Annotated in this window: 22 protein-coding genes and 1 riboswitch; of the genes, 10 read left to right on the plus strand and 12 right to left on the minus strand. The window is 48.8% G+C overall.

The window, feature by feature from the left end:
* Positions 1–48 precede the first annotated feature (48 nt).
* The 9 genes from KFV11_RS05720 to KFV11_RS05760 all read right to left on the minus strand — a co-directional run bounded on the left by KFV11_RS05720 (position 49) and on the right by KFV11_RS05760 (position 9,276).
* Entirely contained in the window at positions 49–1,566 is a 1,518-nt protein-coding gene (locus tag KFV11_RS05720) for an acyl-CoA carboxylase subunit beta (RefSeq protein ID WP_254249455.1), read from the minus strand.
* Positions 1,567–1,573: 7 nt separating this feature from the next.
* Positions 1,574–2,332 (minus strand): enoyl-CoA hydratase-related protein, encoded by a 759-nt coding sequence (locus KFV11_RS05725; protein ID WP_254249456.1) that lies wholly within the window; start codon positions 2,330–2,332, stop codon positions 1,574–1,576.
* Positions 2,313–3,221 carry a hydroxymethylglutaryl-CoA lyase gene (locus tag KFV11_RS05730; RefSeq protein WP_254249457.1) on the minus strand — a complete coding sequence of 303 codons (909 nt, stop codon included), beginning with the start codon at positions 3,219–3,221 and terminating at the stop codon, positions 2,313–2,315. Before KFV11_RS05730 ends, KFV11_RS05725 begins: the two co-directional genes overlap by 20 nt.
* 11 nt (positions 3,222–3,232) lie before the next feature.
* Complete coding sequence (locus tag KFV11_RS05735) at positions 3,233–3,442, minus strand: acetyl-CoA carboxylase biotin carboxyl carrier protein subunit (RefSeq protein ID WP_149458725.1); 210 nt, start codon at positions 3,440–3,442, stop codon at positions 3,233–3,235.
* Between the two features lie 30 nt (positions 3,443–3,472).
* Entirely contained in the window at positions 3,473–4,819 is a 1,347-nt protein-coding gene (locus tag KFV11_RS05740) for an acetyl-CoA carboxylase biotin carboxylase subunit (protein WP_149458724.1), read from the minus strand.
* Between the two features lies 1 nt (position 4,820).
* Positions 4,821–6,458, minus strand: a complete 1,638-nt coding sequence (locus KFV11_RS05745) for an AMP-binding protein (protein WP_254250597.1) — start codon at positions 6,456–6,458, stop codon at positions 4,821–4,823.
* A 17-nt stretch (positions 6,459–6,475) separates the two neighbouring features.
* Positions 6,476–7,618 (minus strand): acyl-CoA dehydrogenase family protein, encoded by a 1,143-nt coding sequence (locus tag KFV11_RS05750; protein ID WP_149458723.1) that lies wholly within the window; start codon positions 7,616–7,618, stop codon positions 6,476–6,478.
* A gap of 73 nt (positions 7,619–7,691) precedes the next feature.
* Positions 7,692–8,270, minus strand: a complete 579-nt coding sequence (locus KFV11_RS05755; RefSeq protein ID WP_170234535.1) for a TetR/AcrR family transcriptional regulator — start codon at positions 8,268–8,270, stop codon at positions 7,692–7,694.
* A 136-nt stretch (positions 8,271–8,406) separates the two neighbouring features.
* Complete coding sequence (locus tag KFV11_RS05760; protein WP_254249458.1) at positions 8,407–9,276, minus strand: CvfB family protein; 870 nt, start codon at positions 9,274–9,276, stop codon at positions 8,407–8,409.
* A gap of 115 nt (positions 9,277–9,391) precedes the next feature.
* Between KFV11_RS05760 and KFV11_RS05765 the strand changes: the two genes are divergently transcribed.
* A complete protein-coding gene (locus KFV11_RS05765; protein WP_254249459.1) occupies positions 9,392–10,993 on the plus strand; it encodes an ABC-F family ATP-binding cassette domain-containing protein in 1,602 nt (533 codons plus the stop codon).
* A gap of 38 nt (positions 10,994–11,031) precedes the next feature.
* Here the strand turns inward: KFV11_RS05765 and KFV11_RS05770 are convergent, their stop codons facing one another.
* The gene (locus tag KFV11_RS05770; protein ID WP_170234534.1) at positions 11,032–11,205 is read right to left on the minus strand and encodes a hypothetical protein; all 174 of its coding nucleotides are present in this window, start codon (positions 11,203–11,205) and stop codon (positions 11,032–11,034) included.
* A 114-nt stretch (positions 11,206–11,319) separates the two neighbouring features.
* Positions 11,320–11,495: riboswitch (Lysine riboswitch) on the plus strand.
* A gap of 65 nt (positions 11,496–11,560) precedes the next feature.
* Between KFV11_RS05770 and KFV11_RS05775 the strand changes: the two genes are divergently transcribed.
* From KFV11_RS05775 to lysA, 8 genes are all read left to right on the plus strand, one after another.
* The gene (locus KFV11_RS05775; RefSeq protein WP_254249460.1) at positions 11,561–12,769 is read left to right on the plus strand and encodes an aspartate kinase; all 1,209 of its coding nucleotides are present in this window, start codon (positions 11,561–11,563) and stop codon (positions 12,767–12,769) included.
* A gap of 11 nt (positions 12,770–12,780) precedes the next feature.
* Positions 12,781–13,776 (plus strand): aspartate-semialdehyde dehydrogenase, encoded by a 996-nt coding sequence (locus KFV11_RS05780; RefSeq protein ID WP_254249461.1) that lies wholly within the window; start codon positions 12,781–12,783, stop codon positions 13,774–13,776.
* Positions 13,769–14,653 (plus strand): 4-hydroxy-tetrahydrodipicolinate synthase, encoded by an 885-nt coding sequence (gene dapA / locus KFV11_RS05785; RefSeq protein ID WP_254249462.1) that lies wholly within the window; start codon positions 13,769–13,771, stop codon positions 14,651–14,653. Before KFV11_RS05780 ends, dapA begins: the two co-directional genes overlap by 8 nt.
* On the plus strand, positions 14,650–15,366 hold the full coding sequence (gene dapB, locus KFV11_RS05790; protein WP_254249463.1) for a 4-hydroxy-tetrahydrodipicolinate reductase: 717 nt from the start codon (positions 14,650–14,652) through the stop codon (positions 15,364–15,366). The genes dapA and dapB overlap by 4 nt, the downstream gene beginning before the upstream one ends.
* Positions 15,367–15,386: 20 nt before the next feature.
* Positions 15,387–16,100 (plus strand): 2,3,4,5-tetrahydropyridine-2,6-dicarboxylate N-acetyltransferase, encoded by a 714-nt coding sequence (gene dapD, locus KFV11_RS05795; protein WP_254249464.1) that lies wholly within the window; start codon positions 15,387–15,389, stop codon positions 16,098–16,100.
* A gap of 89 nt (positions 16,101–16,189) precedes the next feature.
* A complete protein-coding gene (locus KFV11_RS05800) occupies positions 16,190–17,338 on the plus strand; it encodes a M20 metallopeptidase family protein (RefSeq protein WP_436970196.1) in 1,149 nt (382 codons plus the stop codon).
* Positions 17,335–18,399, plus strand: coding sequence for an alanine racemase (locus tag KFV11_RS05805; RefSeq protein ID WP_254249465.1), 1,065 nt, complete (start codon positions 17,335–17,337; stop codon positions 18,397–18,399). Before KFV11_RS05800 ends, KFV11_RS05805 begins: the two co-directional genes overlap by 4 nt.
* Positions 18,399–19,664, plus strand: coding sequence for a diaminopimelate decarboxylase (lysA, locus tag KFV11_RS05810; protein WP_254249466.1), 1,266 nt, complete (start codon positions 18,399–18,401; stop codon positions 19,662–19,664). Before KFV11_RS05805 ends, lysA begins: the two co-directional genes overlap by 1 nt.
* Before the next feature lie 234 nt (positions 19,665–19,898).
* Here the strand turns inward: lysA and cspA are convergent, their stop codons facing one another.
* On the minus strand, positions 19,899–20,099 hold the full coding sequence (cspA, locus tag KFV11_RS05815; protein WP_016912585.1) for a cold shock protein CspA: 201 nt from the start codon (positions 20,097–20,099) through the stop codon (positions 19,899–19,901).
* A 152-nt stretch (positions 20,100–20,251) separates the two neighbouring features.
* On the minus strand, positions 20,252–20,569 hold the full coding sequence (locus KFV11_RS05820) for a DUF1033 family protein (protein WP_149458711.1): 318 nt from the start codon (positions 20,567–20,569) through the stop codon (positions 20,252–20,254).
* A gap of 135 nt (positions 20,570–20,704) precedes the next feature.
* On the opposite strand from KFV11_RS05820, the gene KFV11_RS05825 reads away from it, so the two are divergent.
* A complete protein-coding gene (locus tag KFV11_RS05825) occupies positions 20,705–20,971 on the plus strand; it encodes an acylphosphatase (RefSeq protein WP_149458710.1) in 267 nt (88 codons plus the stop codon).
* Positions 20,972–21,000 lie beyond the last annotated feature (29 nt).

Here is a 21,000-nt window from a genome sequence, read left to right on the forward strand (position 1 = left end):
AGCGCGGCACATCCATTGACAGTTAAATGAATGTGCCGGGTCATTATATTATACCGGATAGACACCATGCTTTTTACGGGCTGACTTCTGGAATTTACTATCGAGTGACGCATACTGGTCAATTAATATTTCCCTCAGATGATCAGGATCAACGATGTCGTCAATCACCAGCTCACTTGCCAGCCGGTAAATATCAATATCATCCTTATACTCATCCTGCTTCTGCTTGATGAACGCCGGACGTTCTTCTTCAGCCAGCTCAGCAATCTTGTTGGCATATACCGCATTGACGGCAGCTTCCGGTCCCATGACGGCGATGGACGCAGTGGGCAGTGCGATGCTGTAATCCGGCTCAAAAGCCGGTCCTGCCATTGCATAGAGCCCGGCGCCGTATGCTTTACGGATGACAACGGATATTTTCGGTACAGTGGCGCTGCTCATCGCAAACAGCATCTTCGCGCCGTGCCTGATGATACCTGCACGTTCCACCTGTGTGCCGATCATAAAGCCCGGGATATCCATCAGGAATAACAGCGGAATATTGAATGAATCGCACAGGTTGATGAACTTCGCCGCCTTATCCGCTGAATCCGGGAACAGGACGCCGCCTTTCATCCGCGGCTGATTGGCAATGATGCCGACTGGTTTGCCGTCAATTCTGGCAAGCCCGGTGATCAACTCGCGGGCAAACAGTTTCTTGATCTCCAGGAATGAACCCTCATCAATCAGCTGGTTGATGACATCCATCATATTGAGCGGTGCGTTCTGGTTGTCAGGAATAAGAGCGGACAAAGTCTTGTCAGTCGCTTTAACCGCCTTCGATTCAACAGTATTTGGCAGCTCATTGAAGTTCTGCGGGAAATAGGCCATATAGTCTCTTGCAAACGTCAGTGCTTCTTCCTCTGACTTGACAAGCACATCACCGCAGCCTGACACTGAACAGTGCATTTTAGCGCCGCCCATCTCTTCCAGTGTCACTTTCTCGCCGATGACTTTCTCGGCCATACGCGGTGAACCTAAATACATCGATGCGTTGCCTTCCACCATGACGACCACATCACAGAATGCCGGAATATAGGCGCCTCCTGCAGCAGACGGACCGAATAACAGGCAGAGCTGCGGCACTTTACCGCTCATGTCAATCTGATTGTAGAAAATGCGGCCCGCGCCACGACGCCCCGGGAACATCTCAATCTGGTCCGTAATTCTCGCACCGGCTGAATCTACCAGGTAGAGCATCGGAATATTTAATTTCATCGCCTTCTCCTGAATGCGGATCATCTTCTCGACCGTTCTTTTCCCCCATGAGCCGGCTTTGATGGTTGAGTCATTCGCCAGAAAGGCAACAGAGCGGCCGTGAATCTTGCCGATGCCCGTTACAACGCCGTCAGCCGGCAGGTCTGCTGCCATATGATTGGCGAAGCGGGCATCTTCTATGAAACGACCGTCATCAAATAACAGCTCAAGACGCTTTCTGACAAACAGTTTACCTTTTGCGCTGTTGGCTTCATGATATTTTTCCTTGCCCCCTGCTTCAATCTTCTCAATTCTTTCGTTGAACTCCACGTTATCCCTACTTCCCCTTATAATTTGGTTTCCGCTTCTCCTTGAATGCCTGCAATCCTTCAATACGATCTTCAGAATTCAGCACAAGGTCATAGCATTCACGTTCATAGTGCAGACCATCTGCGAGCGGCAGGTCCAGCGCTCTGTTCACAGCTTTTTTTGCCGCTGTGACAGCAAGCGGTGCATTCTTTGAGATGCGTTCCGCAAGTTTAATGGCGCTCTCCACTACATCAGCTGACACCTCTTCCAGCAGGCCGAGCTCAAGTGCGGTATCAGCAGACACCGGCTCTGCGGTGAATATCAGCTCTTTTGCTTTGGATGGGCCGGCAAGTCTTGTCAGCCTCTGTGTACCGCCCGCTCCCGGAATGATGCCGAGCGACGTTTCAGTGAGTCCGATTTCAGCATCCGGCACTGCCAGCCTGAAGTCACAGGCAAGTGCCAGTTCCAGTCCGCCGCCATATGCACCGCCGTTCAGTGCGGCGATTGTGACATACGGCAGCTCTTCGATCATGCTGATCTTTCTGCCGATGTTCACACTCGTCTCATCTGCTTCTTCAGGCGTCATGCCGAGACGCTCCTTTAAATCCGCTCCTGCACAGAATGCCTTGCCTGCCCCTGTAATGATCAGCACCCGTGTGTCCAGATGATGCAGCACGTCCTGCAGTTCTAAAAGCAGTTCCCGGTTCAGGGCATTCCTGCTTGCCGGCCGGTTCAAAGTCAGTAGCGTGATGTAATCGCTGTACTGATTAATTTCTATAAGTGCCATCCTGCTCCCCCCTGTACTTTCTCAGCTGACTGCTTAAGTTCGTGAAGTTCAGTGCTCGTGAAATATAGTCCGCAGTCATGAGCAGCTGCTCCATATTGATGCCTGTCGCGATATTCAGCTCATTCATCATGTAGACGACATCCTCTGTCGCGACATTGCCCGACGCCCCTTCAGCATATGGGCATCCGCCCAAGCCGCCGACTGATGCATCAAACACCGCGATGCCGTGCTGCAGACTGGCATAAATATTAGCGAGCGCAAGACCATTGGTGTCATGAAAGTGCATCGCTATCTTCTCACGCGGGAAGGACTTCAGCAGCTCACTGAGCACAGCATCCACCTGCTGCGGATTCGCCATCCCCGTCGTATCTCCGAGCGAAATTTCATAGACACCGAGCTCATAGAGCGCGGCCATCAGTTCCTTCACGGTGCCCAGGCTCACGTCGTCTCCAAACGGTGAGCCGAAGACCATGGAAATATAGGCCCGTATTTGATAGCGTCCGTTACTTCTCTCGGTGACTTGTTTAATGTCGTCCAGCGCTTCCGCAGTGGATTTATTCAAGTTCTTGCTGTTATGGACTTCAGAAGCCGAGATGAAGACGGCTATTTCCTGCAGCCGGGTCGCTTCCGCCCGTGCCATACCTTTGATGTTCGGCACGAGAGCGCTGAACCGGGCATGGCCGGTCAGACGCTGCAGCAGTTCATCTGCATCGCTGAGCTGCGGCATCCATTTAGGATGGACAAAGGAAGTGGCTTCGATATAAGATAAGCCGCTTGCCTCCAGCATCCCGATCAACTTCAGTTTGACTTCCAGCGGTACTGTCTGTGTTTCGTTCTGAAGTCCGTCGCGGGGACCGACTTCCTTGATGACCACTTGAGCTGGCAGCATAAAGATCCCCCTTATTCAATAATCGCGACGATATCCCCTTCGTTGACAAAGTCCCCTTCAGCGACTTTGAGCTCCTTGATCGTCCCTTCATCTTCAGCCATGATCGGAATCTCCATCTTCATGGATTCCAGGATCATGATGTCCTCATCCATCTCTACTGTGTCTCCGACTGCTTTGACAATTTTCCACACGCTTCCTGACATCGTTGCTAATACTTCCATCGGTATCATCCTCTTCTGTTGTAATGTTAACTACTTGGACGGCTTCGCCACTATTTGTTCTTCAATGAAATTCGTCGTATATTTGCCGGAACGGAACACTGCGTTCGTCAGACAGTCAATCAGCATCAAGCGGTTCGTCTTAATGCCTTCAATCTCCAGCTGCTCAAGATATGCGGTGAGCGACTCGATGGCTTCATCCCGCGTTTCCTGATGACAGATGATCTTGGCAATCATCGGGTCATAGAACGGTGTGATTTTGATTGGACCGTCAATCGCTGCATCCAGTCTGATATCGCCTGACGGCCACTTAATGTGAGTGATCTCACCGGGTGACGGGAAGAAGGTCTTCGGATCTTCCGCGTAAAGCCTCAGCTCGATGGAATGCCCGGATTGTTTGACGTCCTCCTGTTTGATTTCAAGCGGTTCGTCATTAGCGATCTTCAGCTGCCAGTACACCAGGTCAACGCCTGTCGTCTCTTCCGTCACCGGGTGCTCCACCTGCAGCCGTGTGTTCATCTCAAGGAAGTAGAAGTTCTCGTCCTTGTCGACTAAAAACTCTACTGTACCGGCATTGTAGTAGCCGATCGCTTCAGCAATCTTCACTGCTGTCGCGCCCATTTTCTCACGCGTCTCCTGCGTCAGGTCGGCACTTGGTGATTCTTCGATGACTTTCTGATGGCGGCGCTGTACTGAGCATTCACGTTCGTACAGGTGGATCGTGTGCCCATGCTTATCAGCCAGCACCTGTATTTCAATGTGACGCGGCTGTTCGATGAATTTCTCGATGAACATCGCGCCGTTGCCGAAGAAGTTCTCCGCGCGGCGCTGGTTGCTCTCAAATGCCTTCTCCAGCTTAGCCGGGTCATCGATGCGCTGCATACCGATACCGCCTCCGCCTGCACTTGCTTTCAGCATGACCGGATAGCCGATCTCGTCAGCGAACTGTTTCGCGGCTGCTGCATCGGCGATATCATTGTTGCCCGGCACGAGCGGGATGCCGTGCTGCGCCATCAGCAGGCGTGAAGCGATTTTGTCTCCCATCTGCTCGATCGCTTCAGGACTCGGGCCGATGAATGTAATGCCGTGATCACGGCAGGCATTGACGAATGCGATGTTTTCACTGAGCAGGCCGTATCCCGGGTGGATGGCATCCACATCATGTTTCTTGGCCGCTGCAATGATTTTATCGATATTTAAGTAGCTGTCCTTCACCTGGTCCTTACCGATCAGTTCTGCGACATCCGCTTCGCTGACAAAAGGCATATGTCGGTCCGCTTCCGTATAGACAGCGACTGTTCTGATGTTCTGTGCCTTGCATCCTCTGATGATTCTTCTGGCGATTTCTCCGCGGTTGGCAATCAATACACTTTTAAACACGTTAATCCTCCTCTTTCGCTATGAATTCCTGTGCCAGTTCCCTGAGTTTGAACTTCTGTATTTTACCGGATGCTGTCATCGGGTATTCTGTGACAAACTCAATGTATCTCGGAATCTTATAATGGGCGATCCTGCCCTGATAGTACGTCTTGACGTCATCTGCCGACAGTTCATGATGATCTTTCAGGATGATATAGGCAATGAGCTCTTCGCCGTACTTCGCGTCCGGTACGCCGACGACCTGTGCATCCTGAATAGCCGGATGTTCATACAAGTACTCTTCAATTTCACGCGGATAAATATTCTCTCCCCCGCGGATGACCATATCTTTGATGCGGCCGGTGATCGAAAAGTAGCCGTTGTCGTCCATGACTGCAATATCACCTGTATGCAGCCAGCCGTCATGATCAATAGCAGCAGCAGTCGCCTCAGGATTTTTGTAATAACCTTTCATGACAAGGTAACCCCGTGTCACAAGCTCACCCGGTGTGCCCGGCGGTACTTCCTCTCCTGTCTCCGGGTTAATGACCCGCGCCTCTACGTTCGGATGGACTTTGCCGACAGAGGAGACTTTCAGTTCGATCGGATCATCAGTCGTCGTCTGCGTGATGACCGGTGACGATTCAGTCTGACCGTAGCAGATGGTGATTTCATTCGCTCCCATCTCGGACATGACTTTTTTCATCACTTCAACCGGGCAGATGGACCCTGCCATAATTCCTGTTCTGAGCGACTGTGTATTATAGCTGCTGAAGTTAGGTGTGTTCAATTCCGCGATGAACATCGTCGGCACACCGAGGAGACTAGTGCAGCGGTGATCCTGAACAGCCTGCAGCACAGTATCCGGTTTGAAGCTTTCGATGATCACCATCGCCGCCCCGTGGTTCACTGCAGCAAGGACACCCAGCACGCAGCCGAAGCAGTGGAAAAATGGCACCGGGATACAGACGATGTCGTCCGGCGAATAGTTCATCCGCCCGCCGATGATGCTGCCGTTGTTCACGATGTTGTAGTGCGTCAGCATGACCCCTTTCGGAAATCCGGTCGTCCCGGACGTATACTGGATGTTGATAACATCTCTGAAGTCAAGCGACTGGACGCGTTCTTGAAATGCTTCGGCCGTCACAGTGCTGCGATTAAGCTGCTGCCAGCTGACGAAGCGGTCATCTTCAAAGTCGCGCATCGCAACCACGGTCTTCATCCGGGGAAGCACTGCCGACTGAATCATATGGCCGTTGTTTCCTGCAAGCTCAGGCACGAGTTCAAGGACAATGTCCCTGTAGTTCGTCCGTGAGACCTGCTCGGTCAAAATCAGCATTTTTGCATCGGACTGACTCAAAATGTATTCAAGTTCAGTTTTCTGATAACTTGTATTGATTGTGACGAGCACCGCACCGATTTTTGCGAGCGCAAACATCAGCTGCAGCCATTCTTCCTTGTTGTCGCTCCAGACGGCTACATGGTCCCCTTGTTCAATGCCATACGCCATGAGGGACCTGCCGAGCGCATCTGTCTCCTCGTCAAACGTCCGGTATGATTTAGTGACGCTGCGTTCAGGGTAAATATAGGCGGTCTGCTCGGGGTTTTCCTGTGCCTTAGCTTTCAGCAGCTGACCGACTGTCTGTTCCTTGAGCCCCATCTCCATGTTTGTCCTCCCTATTTCAGCACTTGGCGTGCAATGACCATACGCTGGATTTCAGATGTTCCTTCCCCGATTTCAAGCAGCTTGGCATCTCTTAAATAACGTTCCACCTCATATTCACGCATGTAGCCGTAGCCGCCGTGTATTTGAATGGCCTGATTCGCTGTCCGGAACGCTGTTTCAGACGCGTACAGCTTCGCCATTGCCGCTTCTTTCGTAAAGGGTCTGCCGTTATCTTTCAGCCAGGCAGCTTTATGTACCATCGTCCGTGCCAGTTCCACTTCAAGTGCCATATCAGCAAGCTTGAACTGGATCGCCTGGAAGTTTGAGATGGACTGACCGAACTGCTTCCGTTCCTTCGCATAGTTCACGGCTTTTTCCAGTGCGCCCTGAGCGATACCTACTGCCAGTGCGCCGATGGAAATACGGCCGCCGTCAAGCGTCTTCAGGAACTGCTTGAATCCTCCTTCCGGGTCACCGAGCAGGTTCTCGGTCGGCACTGTGACGTCCTCGTAGACGATTTCACATGTGTTGGAGCCGCGCACACCCATCTTGTCGTACGGCGACGTGATTTTAAGACCCTGTGCTGTCGTCGGCACGAGCACTGCTGAGATGATATTCCTGCCGTCTGCACGCTTGCCTGTCACTGCAGTCGTCGTGATGACGTTCGCATACTGGGCGTTCGTGATCCAGCACTTCTCACCATTGATGACGAAATTGCCGTCCACTTCTTTTGCTGTCGTCCGTGTACCACCGGCATCACTTCCGGCGTTCGGTTCTGTCAGCCCGAATGATCCGAAGGCCTTCCCTTCGATGATCGGCACGAGAAACTCCTGCTTCTGCGCCTCTGTTCCGAACTGGTAAATCGGTGTAGCCCCGAGACTGACATTGGCAGCATAGCTGAGCCCCGTACCGCCGCACACACGACCGATCTCCTCGACAGCAAGACAGTAGCTGAGCGTGCCGCCGTCAGAACCGCCGTATTCCTCAGAAAACGGAATGCCGAACAGGCCCAGTTCCCCCATCTGTCTGAAGATATCGACGTCCATCGTTGCTGTCTCATCGATTGCTATGGCGCGTGGACGGATGACCTCCTCTGCAAAATCTCTTGTCATCTTCTTAATCATCTGCTGTTCTTCTGATAACTCGAAATTCATTACAAGCACCCCTTAAATAATTGTTATCTATTAAAAACCGACCATTCGGTCTCTAATGACTAAAGTAAAAACTTTAAGAATGACTTCTTAAAGCGTTGAACACGAAAATCTTCATTTCTTCGGCGATGTCCTCGAGCGACTTCCTGCCGTCCGGCTTATACCACGTGTACATCCAGTTGACCATGCCGAGTATTGACATCGTGATCACTGTCGGATGGATGTCCTTTGTGAAAACATCTGCCGCCTGACCCTCGATAATGATAGTCTCTATGGCAGATTTGAACTTGCGTCTCGAAGCAACGATCTCTGTCTTGTACTCATCAGCCAGATACTTGTTCTCGTCATTGAAAACAGTGATATGCGCCTTATAATGGTCATAGACAAAAATGAAATGCGTCAAAATATAATCCAGTTTCTCTGCCGGCGGAAGGTCTTTCTGCTCCAGTTCATCTACCAGGCGATTGACATGATTGATGAAGCTTTCATGAATGCGGTACAGCAGTTCATCTTTTGACTTGAAATGATGATAAAAGCCGCCTTTCGACGAGCCGCTGTGAATGACGATACTGTTGACCGTCGTATTTTTGAAGCCGTTCTCCTCAAACAATATCAATGCAGACTGAATCAATCTGCTCTGTAAATCTTCATGCACGTGCAACACCTCATCATGTTTATAAATTTACTATATCAAAGAATTTAGAAAATTCAAATAAAAATTGAATAGTGATTCATTTTTTGTAATCGGTTTCAATATAAAAAAGAATCATCAGCTGATGATTCTCCTTTCATTATAACTTTATGATTTTGTCTTGTTCAATACGAATTTTCTTTTCTTTATATAACTTTCCTAAAGCTCGCTTAAAGCTCGCTTTGCTCATCTTGAACACTTCACGAACGGCTTCCGGGTCAGATTTATCTGAGAACGGCAGTTCACCGCTGTATTCATCCAGCATGCTTAAGATCATCTCACTGTCATCATCCATCCGGACATGGGCAAGCGGCAGGAACGATCCGTTCAGTTCGCCGTTCTCCTTATGACCGATGATGCGTACAGCGACTTTCTCGCCGAGCCGCGGCTCTTCTTTCCGTTCTGACTCATGGACAAAGATCTTATAGCCCTCTTTTGACAGCAGGAATGTGCCGATGCGCAGGAGACGATAAGGATAGGCCTCAATCGTCGTGTGCAGCACGCTTTCCTCTGCCGGTGTGTAGAGACTTGTGACAACCGTCTCACTCGCCAGACGGGCATAAATCTGGTCATTTTTATCGACGCGCAGCGTACAGAACAGCTCATCGCCGTTCTCCGGCCAGACATCCTTCACTTTCGGCAGGTCCTCCCACGGGATGATGATCTCCCTCGGCAGGCCAATATCGACCGTAACACCGTCCCGGTCTTTCTTGATGACTTTCACCCAGTCATATTTATTCGTCGAGATGACCGGCATGTTCTGCGTCGCAAACAGTTCTCCTGTACGGCCGGGATAGACGAAGAAGCTGTAGTCCTCACCGATCTCCAGCTCATCCCCTTCCTCAATCTCAGAGGCATTCAACTTCACACTTTCATTGTTCGGTCCAGCAAGCTTGTAAGTCGAACCTTCAAGACCAATGACCTTCAAAAAGTCAATGCTGCCTGACAGGCGTTTTTCATTGTTTTCCATACGTACTCCTTTAGTTCTTTTTCTCATATTATAACACCTCATAATAATTAAAGTATAAGCGTATGATGAAATATGTTATAATTTTGAGCGGAAAACAAATATTAAGGAGAATGTTATGTTACAAGTATCTAATGTCAGTCTTCGTTTCGGCGACCGCAAATTATTTGAAGACGTTAATATTAAATTCACGCCCGGCAACTGCTACGGCCTGATCGGTGCCAATGGTGCCGGGAAATCAACTTTCCTGAAAATCCTCTCCGGCGAACTGGATTCACAGACAGGTCACGTCTCGCTTGGCAAAGATGAACGTTTATCAGTTTTAAAACAGGACCACTTCGCCTATGAAGATGAGCGTGTACTGGATGTTGTGCTTCGCGGTAACGAACGCCTCTGGTCCGTCATGAATGAGAAGAATGAGATCTACATGAAGCCTGACTTCAACGATGAGGACGGCATGCGTGCCGCTGAACTTGAAGGTGAGTTCGGTGAGATGGGCGGCTGGACTGCTGAAAGCGATGCGCAAGTGTTATTGTCAGGACTCGGTATTAAAGATGAGTTCCATGACAAAACGATGTCCGAGCTAGAAAACAACCAGAAGATCAAAGTGCTGCTTGCGCAGGCATTGTTCGGTGAGCCGGATGTCCTGCTGCTTGACGAGCCGACAAACGGTCTTGATATCCCGGCCATCAGCTGGCTTGAGGACTTCCTGATCAACTTCGACAACACAGTCATCGTCGTGTCCCATGACCGTCACTTCCTGAACAACGTCTGTACGCATATCGCTGACCTTGACTACGGTAAGATTAAAGTCTATGTCGGCAACTATGATTTCTGGTATCAGTCAAGCCAGCTCGCACAGCAGATGCTGCAGGATTCAAACAAGAAGAAGGAAGAGAAAATCAAGGAGCTGCAGGACTTCGTTGCCCGCTTCAGTGCGAACGCATCGAAATCCAAGCAGGCGACAAGCCGTAAGAAGATGCTCGAGAAGATCGAGCTGGATGACATCCAGCCGTCATCGCGTAAGTATCCATTCGTCAACTTCAAGCCGGAACGTGAGATCGGCAATGAACTGCTGCAGGTTCAGGGGCTGTCTAAATCTATCGACGGTGTGAAAGTCCTCGATAACTTGTCATTCACGATGAACCCGAACGACAAAGCAGTTCTTGTCGGTGATTCAGAGATCGCGAAATCCACACTCCTTAAAATCCTTGCAGGTGAAATGGAGCCGGATGAAGGAAGCTATAAATGGGGCGTCACGACTTCCCAGTCTTACCTGCCGAAAGATAATTCAGAGTTCTTTGACGAGAAGAACATCGACCTTGTAGAATGGCTGCGTCAGTACGCACCACCTGAGGAACAGACAGAGACGTTCCTGCGTGGATTCCTCGGCCGTATGCTGTTCTCCGGTGAAGAAGTCCGCAAGAAAGCGAAAGTATTGTCCGGGGGAGAAAAGGTCCGCTGTATGCTGAGCAAGATGATGCTGTCATCTGCCAATGTGCTGCTGCTTGATGAACCGACGAACCATCTGGACTTAGAGAGCATCACTGCTGTCAATGACGGCTTGAAGGCATTCAAAGGTTCTATCATCTTCACTTCTTATGACTTTGAATTCATCAATACAATCGCCAACCGTGTCATCGATCTGAATGTACCGGGTGGACTCTCTAAAGAAATCTCATATGAAGAGTACTTGAAAGAGCAGGGCGTACTGAAATAATCATAAAGGTCGTGCCGCATCATGCGGCACGACCTTTTTCAGCTGACAATAAGCCAGCCGAGCAGTGAGCCGATGAGGACGATCACCAGGAGAATTCCGGTGCTTTTCGTATCCAGCAGATTCCCTGCCCCGTTGTTCAGTGGGTCCGTTAAAGGATTCGTTTTTGACTCTTTATAACTGAGCCGCTCTTTGTCATCGATAGTGCTCTTCATTTTTAACCCTCTTTTCAGAATTATTTATCGCAGTAACGCAACAAATTTTCAAACAATTATAAATACACTATACAAATTAATTCGCTTTATGTATAATAAAACCAACAATTGAATAGTTAGAGATGAGGCGCATCAATCATAAGTAAGTAAAGTTCGTATCTGCAAATGCTTTACTGAAAGGGTGAGATGCCGAAATCGGAGTCGCTGTTGCAGCAGTGCCCCGGTTGGATTCACAGGTTAAGAGCTAGGAATCTGTCATTATTTGATAATAATGGAGTGCATCACTTGTAAATAGATAAACAAGTCCGCACGCGGACTTGTTTTTTTGTTTATAGATGCCATAGGAGGCAGACTTGTGGTTACAAAGAGAAGCGTATTGAAGTTCGGCGGTACATCTGTCGCTGACTTTGAGAAGATCAAGAATATCGGGAATTATTTGAAAGACCGCGTCAACAATGATGAACAGCTGGTTGTTGTCGTCTCCGCCATGGGCAAGACGACGGACGTGCTCCTTGAGAATGTCGGCATGTTATCGGCTAAGCCGAATGAGGAGAATCTGGCTCTGCTGCTTACGACGGGTGAACAGCAGACCATCTCCTATCTCGCCATTGTGCTCCATGAACTGGGTGTCAGCGTCAAGGCGCTGACCGGATTCCAGGCAGGTATCAAGACAATGGGCCATCATATGAAAAGCAAAATCCAGGATATCGAAGCGGAAGTACTCAACAGAAACTTCGAGTCACACGATGTACTAGTCGTAGCCGGCTTCCAGGGCATCAATGAGCGCGGAGAGATTACGACGCTCGGCCGCGGCGGCAGTGACACAACAGCGGTGGCCATCGCGTCAGCGCTTGCAGCACCGTGTGAGATCTATACAGATGTCGCCGGCGTCTACAGCACAGACCCGCGGCTGTATCCGGCGGCGAAGCGGCTTGACGTTGTGAGCTTCGAAGAAATGATGGAGATGAGCGCGCTCGGTGCCGGCGTGCTGGAGACGAGAAGCGTTGAAATCGCGAAAAACTATAACATCCCGATTTATCTCGGTAAAACACTATCAGATGAGAAAGGAACATGGATCATGCCGAAAGAAGATATACTCGAGAAGAAAGCAGTGACCGGGGTCGCCCTCGATAAAGATATGAACTACGTGACCCTCAGCTATCCGATGTATGACAGAAACTTGCTGGAGGAGCTGTTTATACGGCTTGAGCAGGGAGAGATCAATGTTGATATGATTTCACAGATCGTCAACAGCGACGGCCTGCAGCTGTCGTTCACAATGAAAGATACAGATGTCAATCAGATCAATGAGATTTTCAGCGGACTGATCGGCCGGTTCCCTTCCCTCGTCTATAACGTTGAGGAAAACTACGTCAAAGTGTCAGTGATCGGTTCCGGCATGAGAGATATGTCCGGCGTCGCATCTAAAGTATTTATGACGCTGCTCAACCACAATATCAACTTTTATCAGGTCACGACGTCGGAAATCAGCATTTCCTATGTCGTCAACCATGAAAACGGCCAGCTTGCAGTAGAACAGCTGTGTCAAGCATTTGAACTTTAGGAGGAAACCACATGTATAGATTAGCAGTAGTCGGAGCGACAGGACTTGTCGGCTCTAAAATGCTCGAAGTATTAGACAGAAAAAACATTCCTTTCAGTGAACTGACATTATTCTCCTCAAAAAAGTCAGCCGGCACTGAAGTCATGTTCAAAGGACAGACTTATACCGTCCGGGAACTGACAGCAGAAGCAGCGGCTGAACCGTTTGATTATGTGCTGATGAGTGCAGGCGGCGGGACATCGCTGAAATTCTCACCCCTATTCGAACAGAGCGGCGCGACAGTGATCGACAATTCAAGTGCCTTCAGAATGGAGGGAGATATTGACCTCATTGTCCCTGAGGTGAACCGTCCTCAGTCCAACCGTACAATCATTGCCAACCCTAACTGTTCAACGATTCAGTCCGTCGTCCCGCTGAAACCGCTGGCCGACCGCTTCGGACTTGAGCGTGTCAGCTATACGACTTATCAGGCGGTATCGGGGTCAGGTATTGCAGGCAGGAACGATCTGGCAAACGGAGAGAAAGGGATCGCACCGACCAACTACCCTCACCCTATCTACAACAATGCGCTGCCTCATATTGATGTCTTCCAGGACGACGGCTACACTAAGGAAGAACAGAAGATGATCGATGAGACGAAGAAGATTCTGCAGCTGCCTGAACTGAAAGTTACAGCGACTTGTGTCCGGATTCCTGTCCAGGACAGCCACAGCGTCGCTATCAACGTCACATTAAGCACGCCGGCGACTGTTGAAGAGATCAGAGACGTACTTGCTGCGGCACCAGGTATTGTCGTTGTCGATGACGTCAAAAATAATGCATATCCGATGGCCATCCATTCCACAGACCGCGATGAAGTGTTCGTCGGCCGCATCCGCAGCGACGAGTCACTGCCGAACACCTTCCATATTTGGTGTACAGCTGATAATTTACTGAAAGGTGCAGCGCTGAACGCTGTACAGATTCTCGAGCAGCTTCATACGATAAGGAGTGAATCTCATGTCTAAACTGTTTCATGGTACAGCGGTTGCTATCACGACCCCGTTCAAAGAAGGTGTCGTAGATTATGATACATTCGAACGCCATATTGAGTTTCTGCTCACTAACGATATTAAAGCGCTGTTTGTCAACGGCACGACGGGTGAAGGCTCCACATTGACGAAAGAAGAACAAATCAGACTTGTCGAGACAGCGGTGAAAGTCACTGCCGGCCGTGTACCGGTCTATGTCGGCTCAGGCACCAATGATACTCAGGCGTCCATCCAGCAGTCATTAAATGTGAAAGCAGCGGGCGCAGACGGGATCATGCTCATCACCCCTTACTACAATAAAACCAATCAGCGCGGATTAATCGCTCATTTCACAGCTATCGCTGATGCGGTCGAACTGCCGGTGATTCTTTACAATGTACCGTCGCGCACGAACGTGACGATTGAGCCTGAGACAGTGAAGGAACTGGCTGCTCACCCGCATATCGCCGCGTTAAAAGATGCGACAGGCGATATGCAGTACTTTGAAGCAGTGAAAAGTCTTGTTCCTGACGATTTCGCTCTATACAGCGGCAACGATGACTCCTTCATCGAATTCCTGGATCACGGCGGCGACGGCATTATCTCTGTAGCTGCCAATGCGGTACCGAAAGAGTTTCAGACGATCTACGAAGTGTATCAGCAGGATCCATCTCAAGCAGGCGATCTGTATGCAGGCGTCAGCCCGTTGATTGAAGCGCTGAATATCGATATCAATCCGATGCCGATTAAAGCGCTCGTCACTTACTTAGGCTTTGCAGACGGCAGTCTTAGATTACCGCTTGTCGCCCTGCCGCCACATGAAACTAAAGCTGTTATCCATATGTATCAGCAGCTGAAGGACGGGATACTATGAGAATTCTGCTCGCCGGCTACGGCGCCATGAACGTACGCGTCGCCAAACTTGCTGAAGAACGTGGTCATGTCATCACCGGTATTATTGTCAACCGCCAGAACGATTACCCCTACCCCGCCTATTCAGTGGAGAGTGACTGGCCGGATGCGGATGTCATCATTGACTTCTCCCATCCTGAACTGTCACTGGCTTTGATCAGCAAGGCGCAGCTGCCTATTGTGATGGCGACAACCGGTCAAAAGGAAAATATCATCCAGGCACTGCACGACCGGGCAGCAGAACTCCCTGTTTTCTTCAGTGCGAATATGAGCTACGGCGTCCATATTTTGACTGAAATCATCAAGTACAGTGTCCCGCTGCTCCAGAACTTTGATATAGAGCTGACTGAGAAGCACCACCGCAGAAAAGTCGATGCGCCGAGCGGTACACTGGTCAAACTCTACGATACGATTAAAGAGCAGCGCGCGCAGTCGACACCTGTGTACGACCGCACAAATATCCACTCAGCCCGCACGGCCGAAGAAGTCGGCATCAACGTCGTCCGCGGCGGTACAATTGTCGGCGAACATGAGGTGCTGTTCGCCGGTCATGATGAAACGATACAGATTATTCACCGCGCCCAGAGCAAAGATATATTTGCTAGCGGCAGCATCGATGTGGCAGAACAGTTGATCAATAGACCACCCGGATATTATACATTCGATACTTTATAAAACGAAAAGAGGACTTATTCATGAAAGAATTTACAGCACAGGAAATCATCCAGTATATCAGCGACGCTAAAAAGCAGACCCCTGTCAAAGTTTATGTGAACGGCAACTTCGAAGCAGTGACATTCCCTGACAGCTTCAAAGTGTTCGGCTCTGATGCATCAAAAACAATCTTTGCGGATTACAGCGACTGGGCAGAATTCTATGAAGCCAATCAGTCAGCAGTCACTGAATTCGAAGTGGAATATGACCGTAGAAACTCAGCCATTCCGCTGATCGACCAGACAACAATCAATGCACGCATTGAACCCGGTGCATTCATCCGTGAACATGCAGTGATCGGTGACAATGCCGTGATTATGATGGGTGCAACGATTAATATCGGTGCCGTTGTCGGTGAAGGAACGATGATTGACATGAACGCGACGCTCGGCGGCCGTGCGACAACCGGCAGAAATGTCCATGTCGGTGCAGGAGCCGTGCTTGCGGGCGTCATAGAGCCGCCAAGTGCGCAGCCTGTCATCATTGAAGATGACGTCCTGATCGGAGCAAACGCCGTCGTTCTGGAAGGCGTCCGTGTCGGCAAAGGTGCTGTCGTTGCAGCTGGTGCCATCGTGACTGAAGATGTAGCTCCAGGAACAGTAGTCGCCGGCACACCTGCCAGAGTGATCAAGCAGGTCAGTGAAGTAGAAGGCTCTAAAATTGAAATTGTCCAGGCATTAAGAAACTTAAAATAAATTATCCTGAATGAGGCTGTGACATATCTTGATAAGCTCCTGTGACAAGTGCAGGCTACAGATGTCCCAACCTCTTTCTTATTAGGAGAATGATAATGGAACTGCAATTTTTGACTGAAACGAGACGCCATCTCCATCAGCATCCTGAGCTGAGCATGGAGGAGTTCAACACAACAGCATTCATTAAAAGCAGGCTTGACGCCCTGCACATCAGTTATGAGTGCCCGCTTCCGACAGGAGTCATCGCAAAGATTGAAGGCAGCGGCTCTACTGCTGTCGGCTTCAGAGCTGATATTGATGCCCTTCCTATTCTTGAGGAGAATACGTGCGACTATAAATCGACAGTAGACCACGTGATGCATGCCTGTGGTCATGACGGCCATACAGCGATGCTGCTCGGTTTTGCGGGACGCGTTAAACAGCTGGCAGACAGCGGCCGTTTAAAGACGACGGTCTACTTCATCTTCCAGCCTTCTGAAGAGACGATGGCAGGAGCCAATCAGCTGATTAGTGCCTATGACTTCGGACCGCTGGCAGGTATTTACGGTCTGCACATGATGCCGGACAATGAGGAAGGCACGATTTTATCGAAACCAGGACCGCTGACCGCGAGTGCGACAGAATACCGCTTCTTTATCAGCGGGACATCCGCCCACGTCGCCAACAAAGAACAGGGTCAGTCCGCCGGCGAAGCACTGGCATTCATACTGAATCAGTTGAGCCAGCTGCAGCACTATCACCTGCCGGGCTTAAGACAGAATATCGTGCACATCGGAAAGTTCAGTGCCGGCGAAGCAATCAATACCGTGCCGTCAACCGGTTATCTTGAAGGCACGATCCGCACGTTCGATATGGCGAATCTCGCAGTCGTCAAGGAGCAGATGGCACGCATACGTACAGCTTGTGAGACATTGACCGGTGTATCAGTTGAACTGAAGTTTGCTGAAGGTTATCCACCGACGATCAATGATGAAGCAGCCTATCAGCTGATGCAGCAGGCTGCCGGAGCGACAGACCTGACGTGGATCGAGAAAGACGACCCGTACTTATTCGGTGAAGACTTTGCCTTCTACAGCACTGCTGCACCGACTGCATTCGCCTTTCTCGGCTGCAGAAATGAGGCGAAAGGATTTGTGACAGGACTGCATACAGCGACATTCAACTTTGATGAAGCAGTACTGCTGAAAGGCATTGACCTGTTTGAAGCGATTCTTCAGCAGCACGAGGTGCAGTCATGACGGCGCGGTGGACACTTAATGCTCAAGCCTTCAAAGATAACGTGGCACATGTCATCCAGAACAAGCCGGTCATGGCGGTGATGAAGAACGATGCCTATCACTTCGGTCTTGATTTTGCGGTCACTGCCTTTTTGGAATGCGGCATTACTGCCTTCAGCACGACCGTGCTCCGGGAAGCTGTCAGAATACGTGAACTGGCACCGGATGCGCTCATCTTTCTGATGAATCCGAGTACAGAGTTTCAAGTGCTGCGGGATCATCACATTCAAATGACACTGCCGTCCGCTGCGTTTTATCGTCAGTATCAGCAGCAGCTCGCCGGCATCCATGTCCATCTGGAATATGAAAACCTGCTGCACCGTTCAGGGTTCAAGACATTTGACGATATGATAGACGTGATTGAAGAGAATAACAATGTTCCAGCAGAGGAGCAGATGATGATAACCGGCCTCTGGACGCATTTCGGCTATGCAGATGAATTTGATGTGGATGACTATCATACAGAGAAAGAAGCGTGGCTGACAGGCCTTGCCATAATCAGCAAATATCATCGCTTTACATACATCCATGCACAGAACAGTGCGAGCTTTGTCCGTGACGGCCTTTTCCAGGATCACAGTCATGCACGACTCGGCATTATTCTGTACGGGTCAAGACCATACGCTTCATTACCGGAAGCAATGACACGACAGGCACTGACAGTCAGTGCCAATGTCATTCAAGTACAGACGATAGAAGCTAGTCAGTCGGCTGGTTACAGCTTCGCCTATACAGCTGAACAGACGACCCGCCTTGCTGTTGTCGATATCGGTTACGGAGATGGTATTCTCAGGACACGCAGCAAGCACGACTGTATGATCAACGGCAGGCGTCACCCTATTCGTGCGCTCATGATGAGCCATATGTTCGTTGAAGTCGATGATACTGTCACGGCTGGAGATGACGTTATCCTCTACAGCAATGACAGCAGAATCGACACATTCACTTTTAAAGGTGTTGGCGCCAATTCAGAGCAGCTGAGCGCCCTTAATCATCATTCATTACAGAAGGAGATCATTTAATGACATTACAATATATTCATAATGAACTGACCCTGCATGGTCATCGTCTCAGCGACATCGCACGCACATCCGGCACGCCTCTCTTCGTCTATGATGAGACAATGATCCGGAATCAGTGCCGACGTTTTCATCGTGCCTTACAGGAATCAGGGCTCAACTATACAATATCCTATGCCTCCAAGGCGTTTTCTTCTGTCCAGCTCTTCAACTTGATGGCAGAGGAAAATATGGGACTTGACGTCGTCAGTGAAGGCGAGCTGTTTACAGCGCTGCAGTCCACTGTCGCTGAAAACCGCATTCATTTTCACGGCAACAACAAAACGGACCGCGAGATTAAATATGCCGTTGAATCCGGTGTTGACTACTTTGTGATTGACAGCCTGGATGAAATCGATCGTCTTGATGCACTCGCCGACCGGACGGTCAAGGCAGTGCTCAGAATCAATCCCGGCGTAGAAGCCCATACGCATGAATTCATCCAGACCGGTCAGGAGAACAGCAAGTTCGGTCTCAGTGTCAAAAAAGGACTGGCACTTGAAGGCATCAAAAAAATCCAGCAGGCAGCGCACATTGATTTTATGGGCGTGCATTTTCATATCGGTTCGCAGATCTTTGAATCGACTGGCACCATCGCAACGATTGATCTAGTGATTGACTGGCTAGCTGACAATGACATCGCCATCAGTGTCCTGAATATCGGCGGCGGCTTCAGCACTAAATATACTGATGACGACGTCAGCTACCCTATCGAAGACGGCATTAAAGCCATTACAGATGCACTGAAAATCGCCTGTGCGCGCAACCACTACCCAGTGCCGGAAATCTCACTTGAGCCCGGCCGCTCGATTGTCGGTGAAGCAGGTATTACATTGTATGAAGTCGGTACAGTGAAAGACATACCTGATGTGAACTATTATGTGTCGATTGACGGTGGTATGAGCGATCATATTCGTACAGCGTTATACGATGCCCAGTATGAACTGAAACTCGTCAACCGCGAAGAGCCGCACGATAAACTCATGACGATTGCCGGCAAACTATGTGAGTCAGGAGATATTATACGCCGTGACATCAAGCTCCCCGCAAGTGTACGGACAGGTGATTATCTGGCAGTACTCTCGACCGGCGCCTACCACTACAGCATGAGCTCCAATTATAATCAGATGCTGAAACCTGCCGTTGTCTTCGTCACAGCAGCAGGTGTCCGAGAAGTCATCCGCCGCCAGTCACTTGAGCAGCTCATACAAAACGATGTGGTTCATTAATGATTGGTTTTCCCCTGACGATTAATATCGTCAGGTTTTTTTATTTTTCACTGTAATACACTTTAGTCCTATCCTTTTTCTTATTGTATTTTTATTTTTTAATTATAATATAAGTTTACATAACATTATTATATTTTTATTAATTGAAAAAATTTTTAGATTATTCAGCGCAGAAAATAAGACACCCTAACATAAAGTTAGGGTGTCTTATTAACGTTTCTATATAATTTTAGATTATAATTTGACAACGTTAGCAGCTTGTGGTCCACGATCGCCTTCAACGACTTCGAATTCCACTGCTTGACCTTCTTCTAAAGATTTGTAACCTTCTTGGTTGATTGCTGAGAAATGTACGAATACGTCATTTTCTCCTTCGATTTCGATGAAACCGAAACCTTTTTCTGCGTTAAACCATTTAACTGTACCTTGTTTCATGTTTGAAACCTCCAAGACTAAAAATTCAATATGCAATTATTCACATATTACAAAACAAACGGCCGCGGCTATTCACTTTGTAATATGGAATAACGCTTATTGCTTGCTTTAATTATAAAATAAGGTGTATCAATAATCAACACAATTTTGTGTTAATTTAGACATTTACAATGTTTACCACCTTGTAAAACTTGCTCGCCTTCCAGTGCGATCAAACTGTAGTATATCTGCAGATCTTCATCACATTCCTCGCAGAACTCCAGCTCACAGTTTCTGTAGAATGCATGAATATTATATTTACCGATGATTTCGTTCGGAAACTTTTGTCGCATGGCTTCAAGCTGCTGTTCATAGCCTGCTGCCAGTTCTTCTGCTGTCTGGAATGTCTGAGTCATGATTACTTTTTCCGGCCAGTCCTCAAACAGCCACCAGCCTTCATAATCTGCTCTTATTACTTTGAGTTGAAACATGTAACTTCCCTTCTTTCCAATCCAGTCTATATTATGTAAGCAAAAAAATCAGATTTCAAGTAATTCACCTGATAATGCAATTTATTAGGAATTTCAGGCGAAAATCCATATAATTATTTGTGAGAGGTGAAACGCATGATAACAGAGCATATTAAAGTTTATGGACGTGTGCAGGGTGTCGGTTTTCGCAATGCGACTGCCAAGCTTGCTGCAAAATATGATATTACTGGAACTGTACAGAATGTAGAAGATTTTGTCGAAGTATTTGTTTCAGGGAAATCTGATGAAGTGAAAGCTTTCGCTGCGAAAGTCATCACTGGACCGGCATCATTTTCAAGAGTCAGATCTTATGAAATATTTGAAATTCCTTACCGTGAATATGATAGTTTTAAGCAGATTTAACCTTAGTTTTATTATAAAAAGGAAATGAT

The sequence above is a fragment of the Macrococcus equipercicus genome, from assembly GCF_024205945.1.
GTDB classification, from domain to species: Bacteria; Bacillota; Bacilli; order Staphylococcales; family Staphylococcaceae; genus Macrococcus; species Macrococcus equipercicus.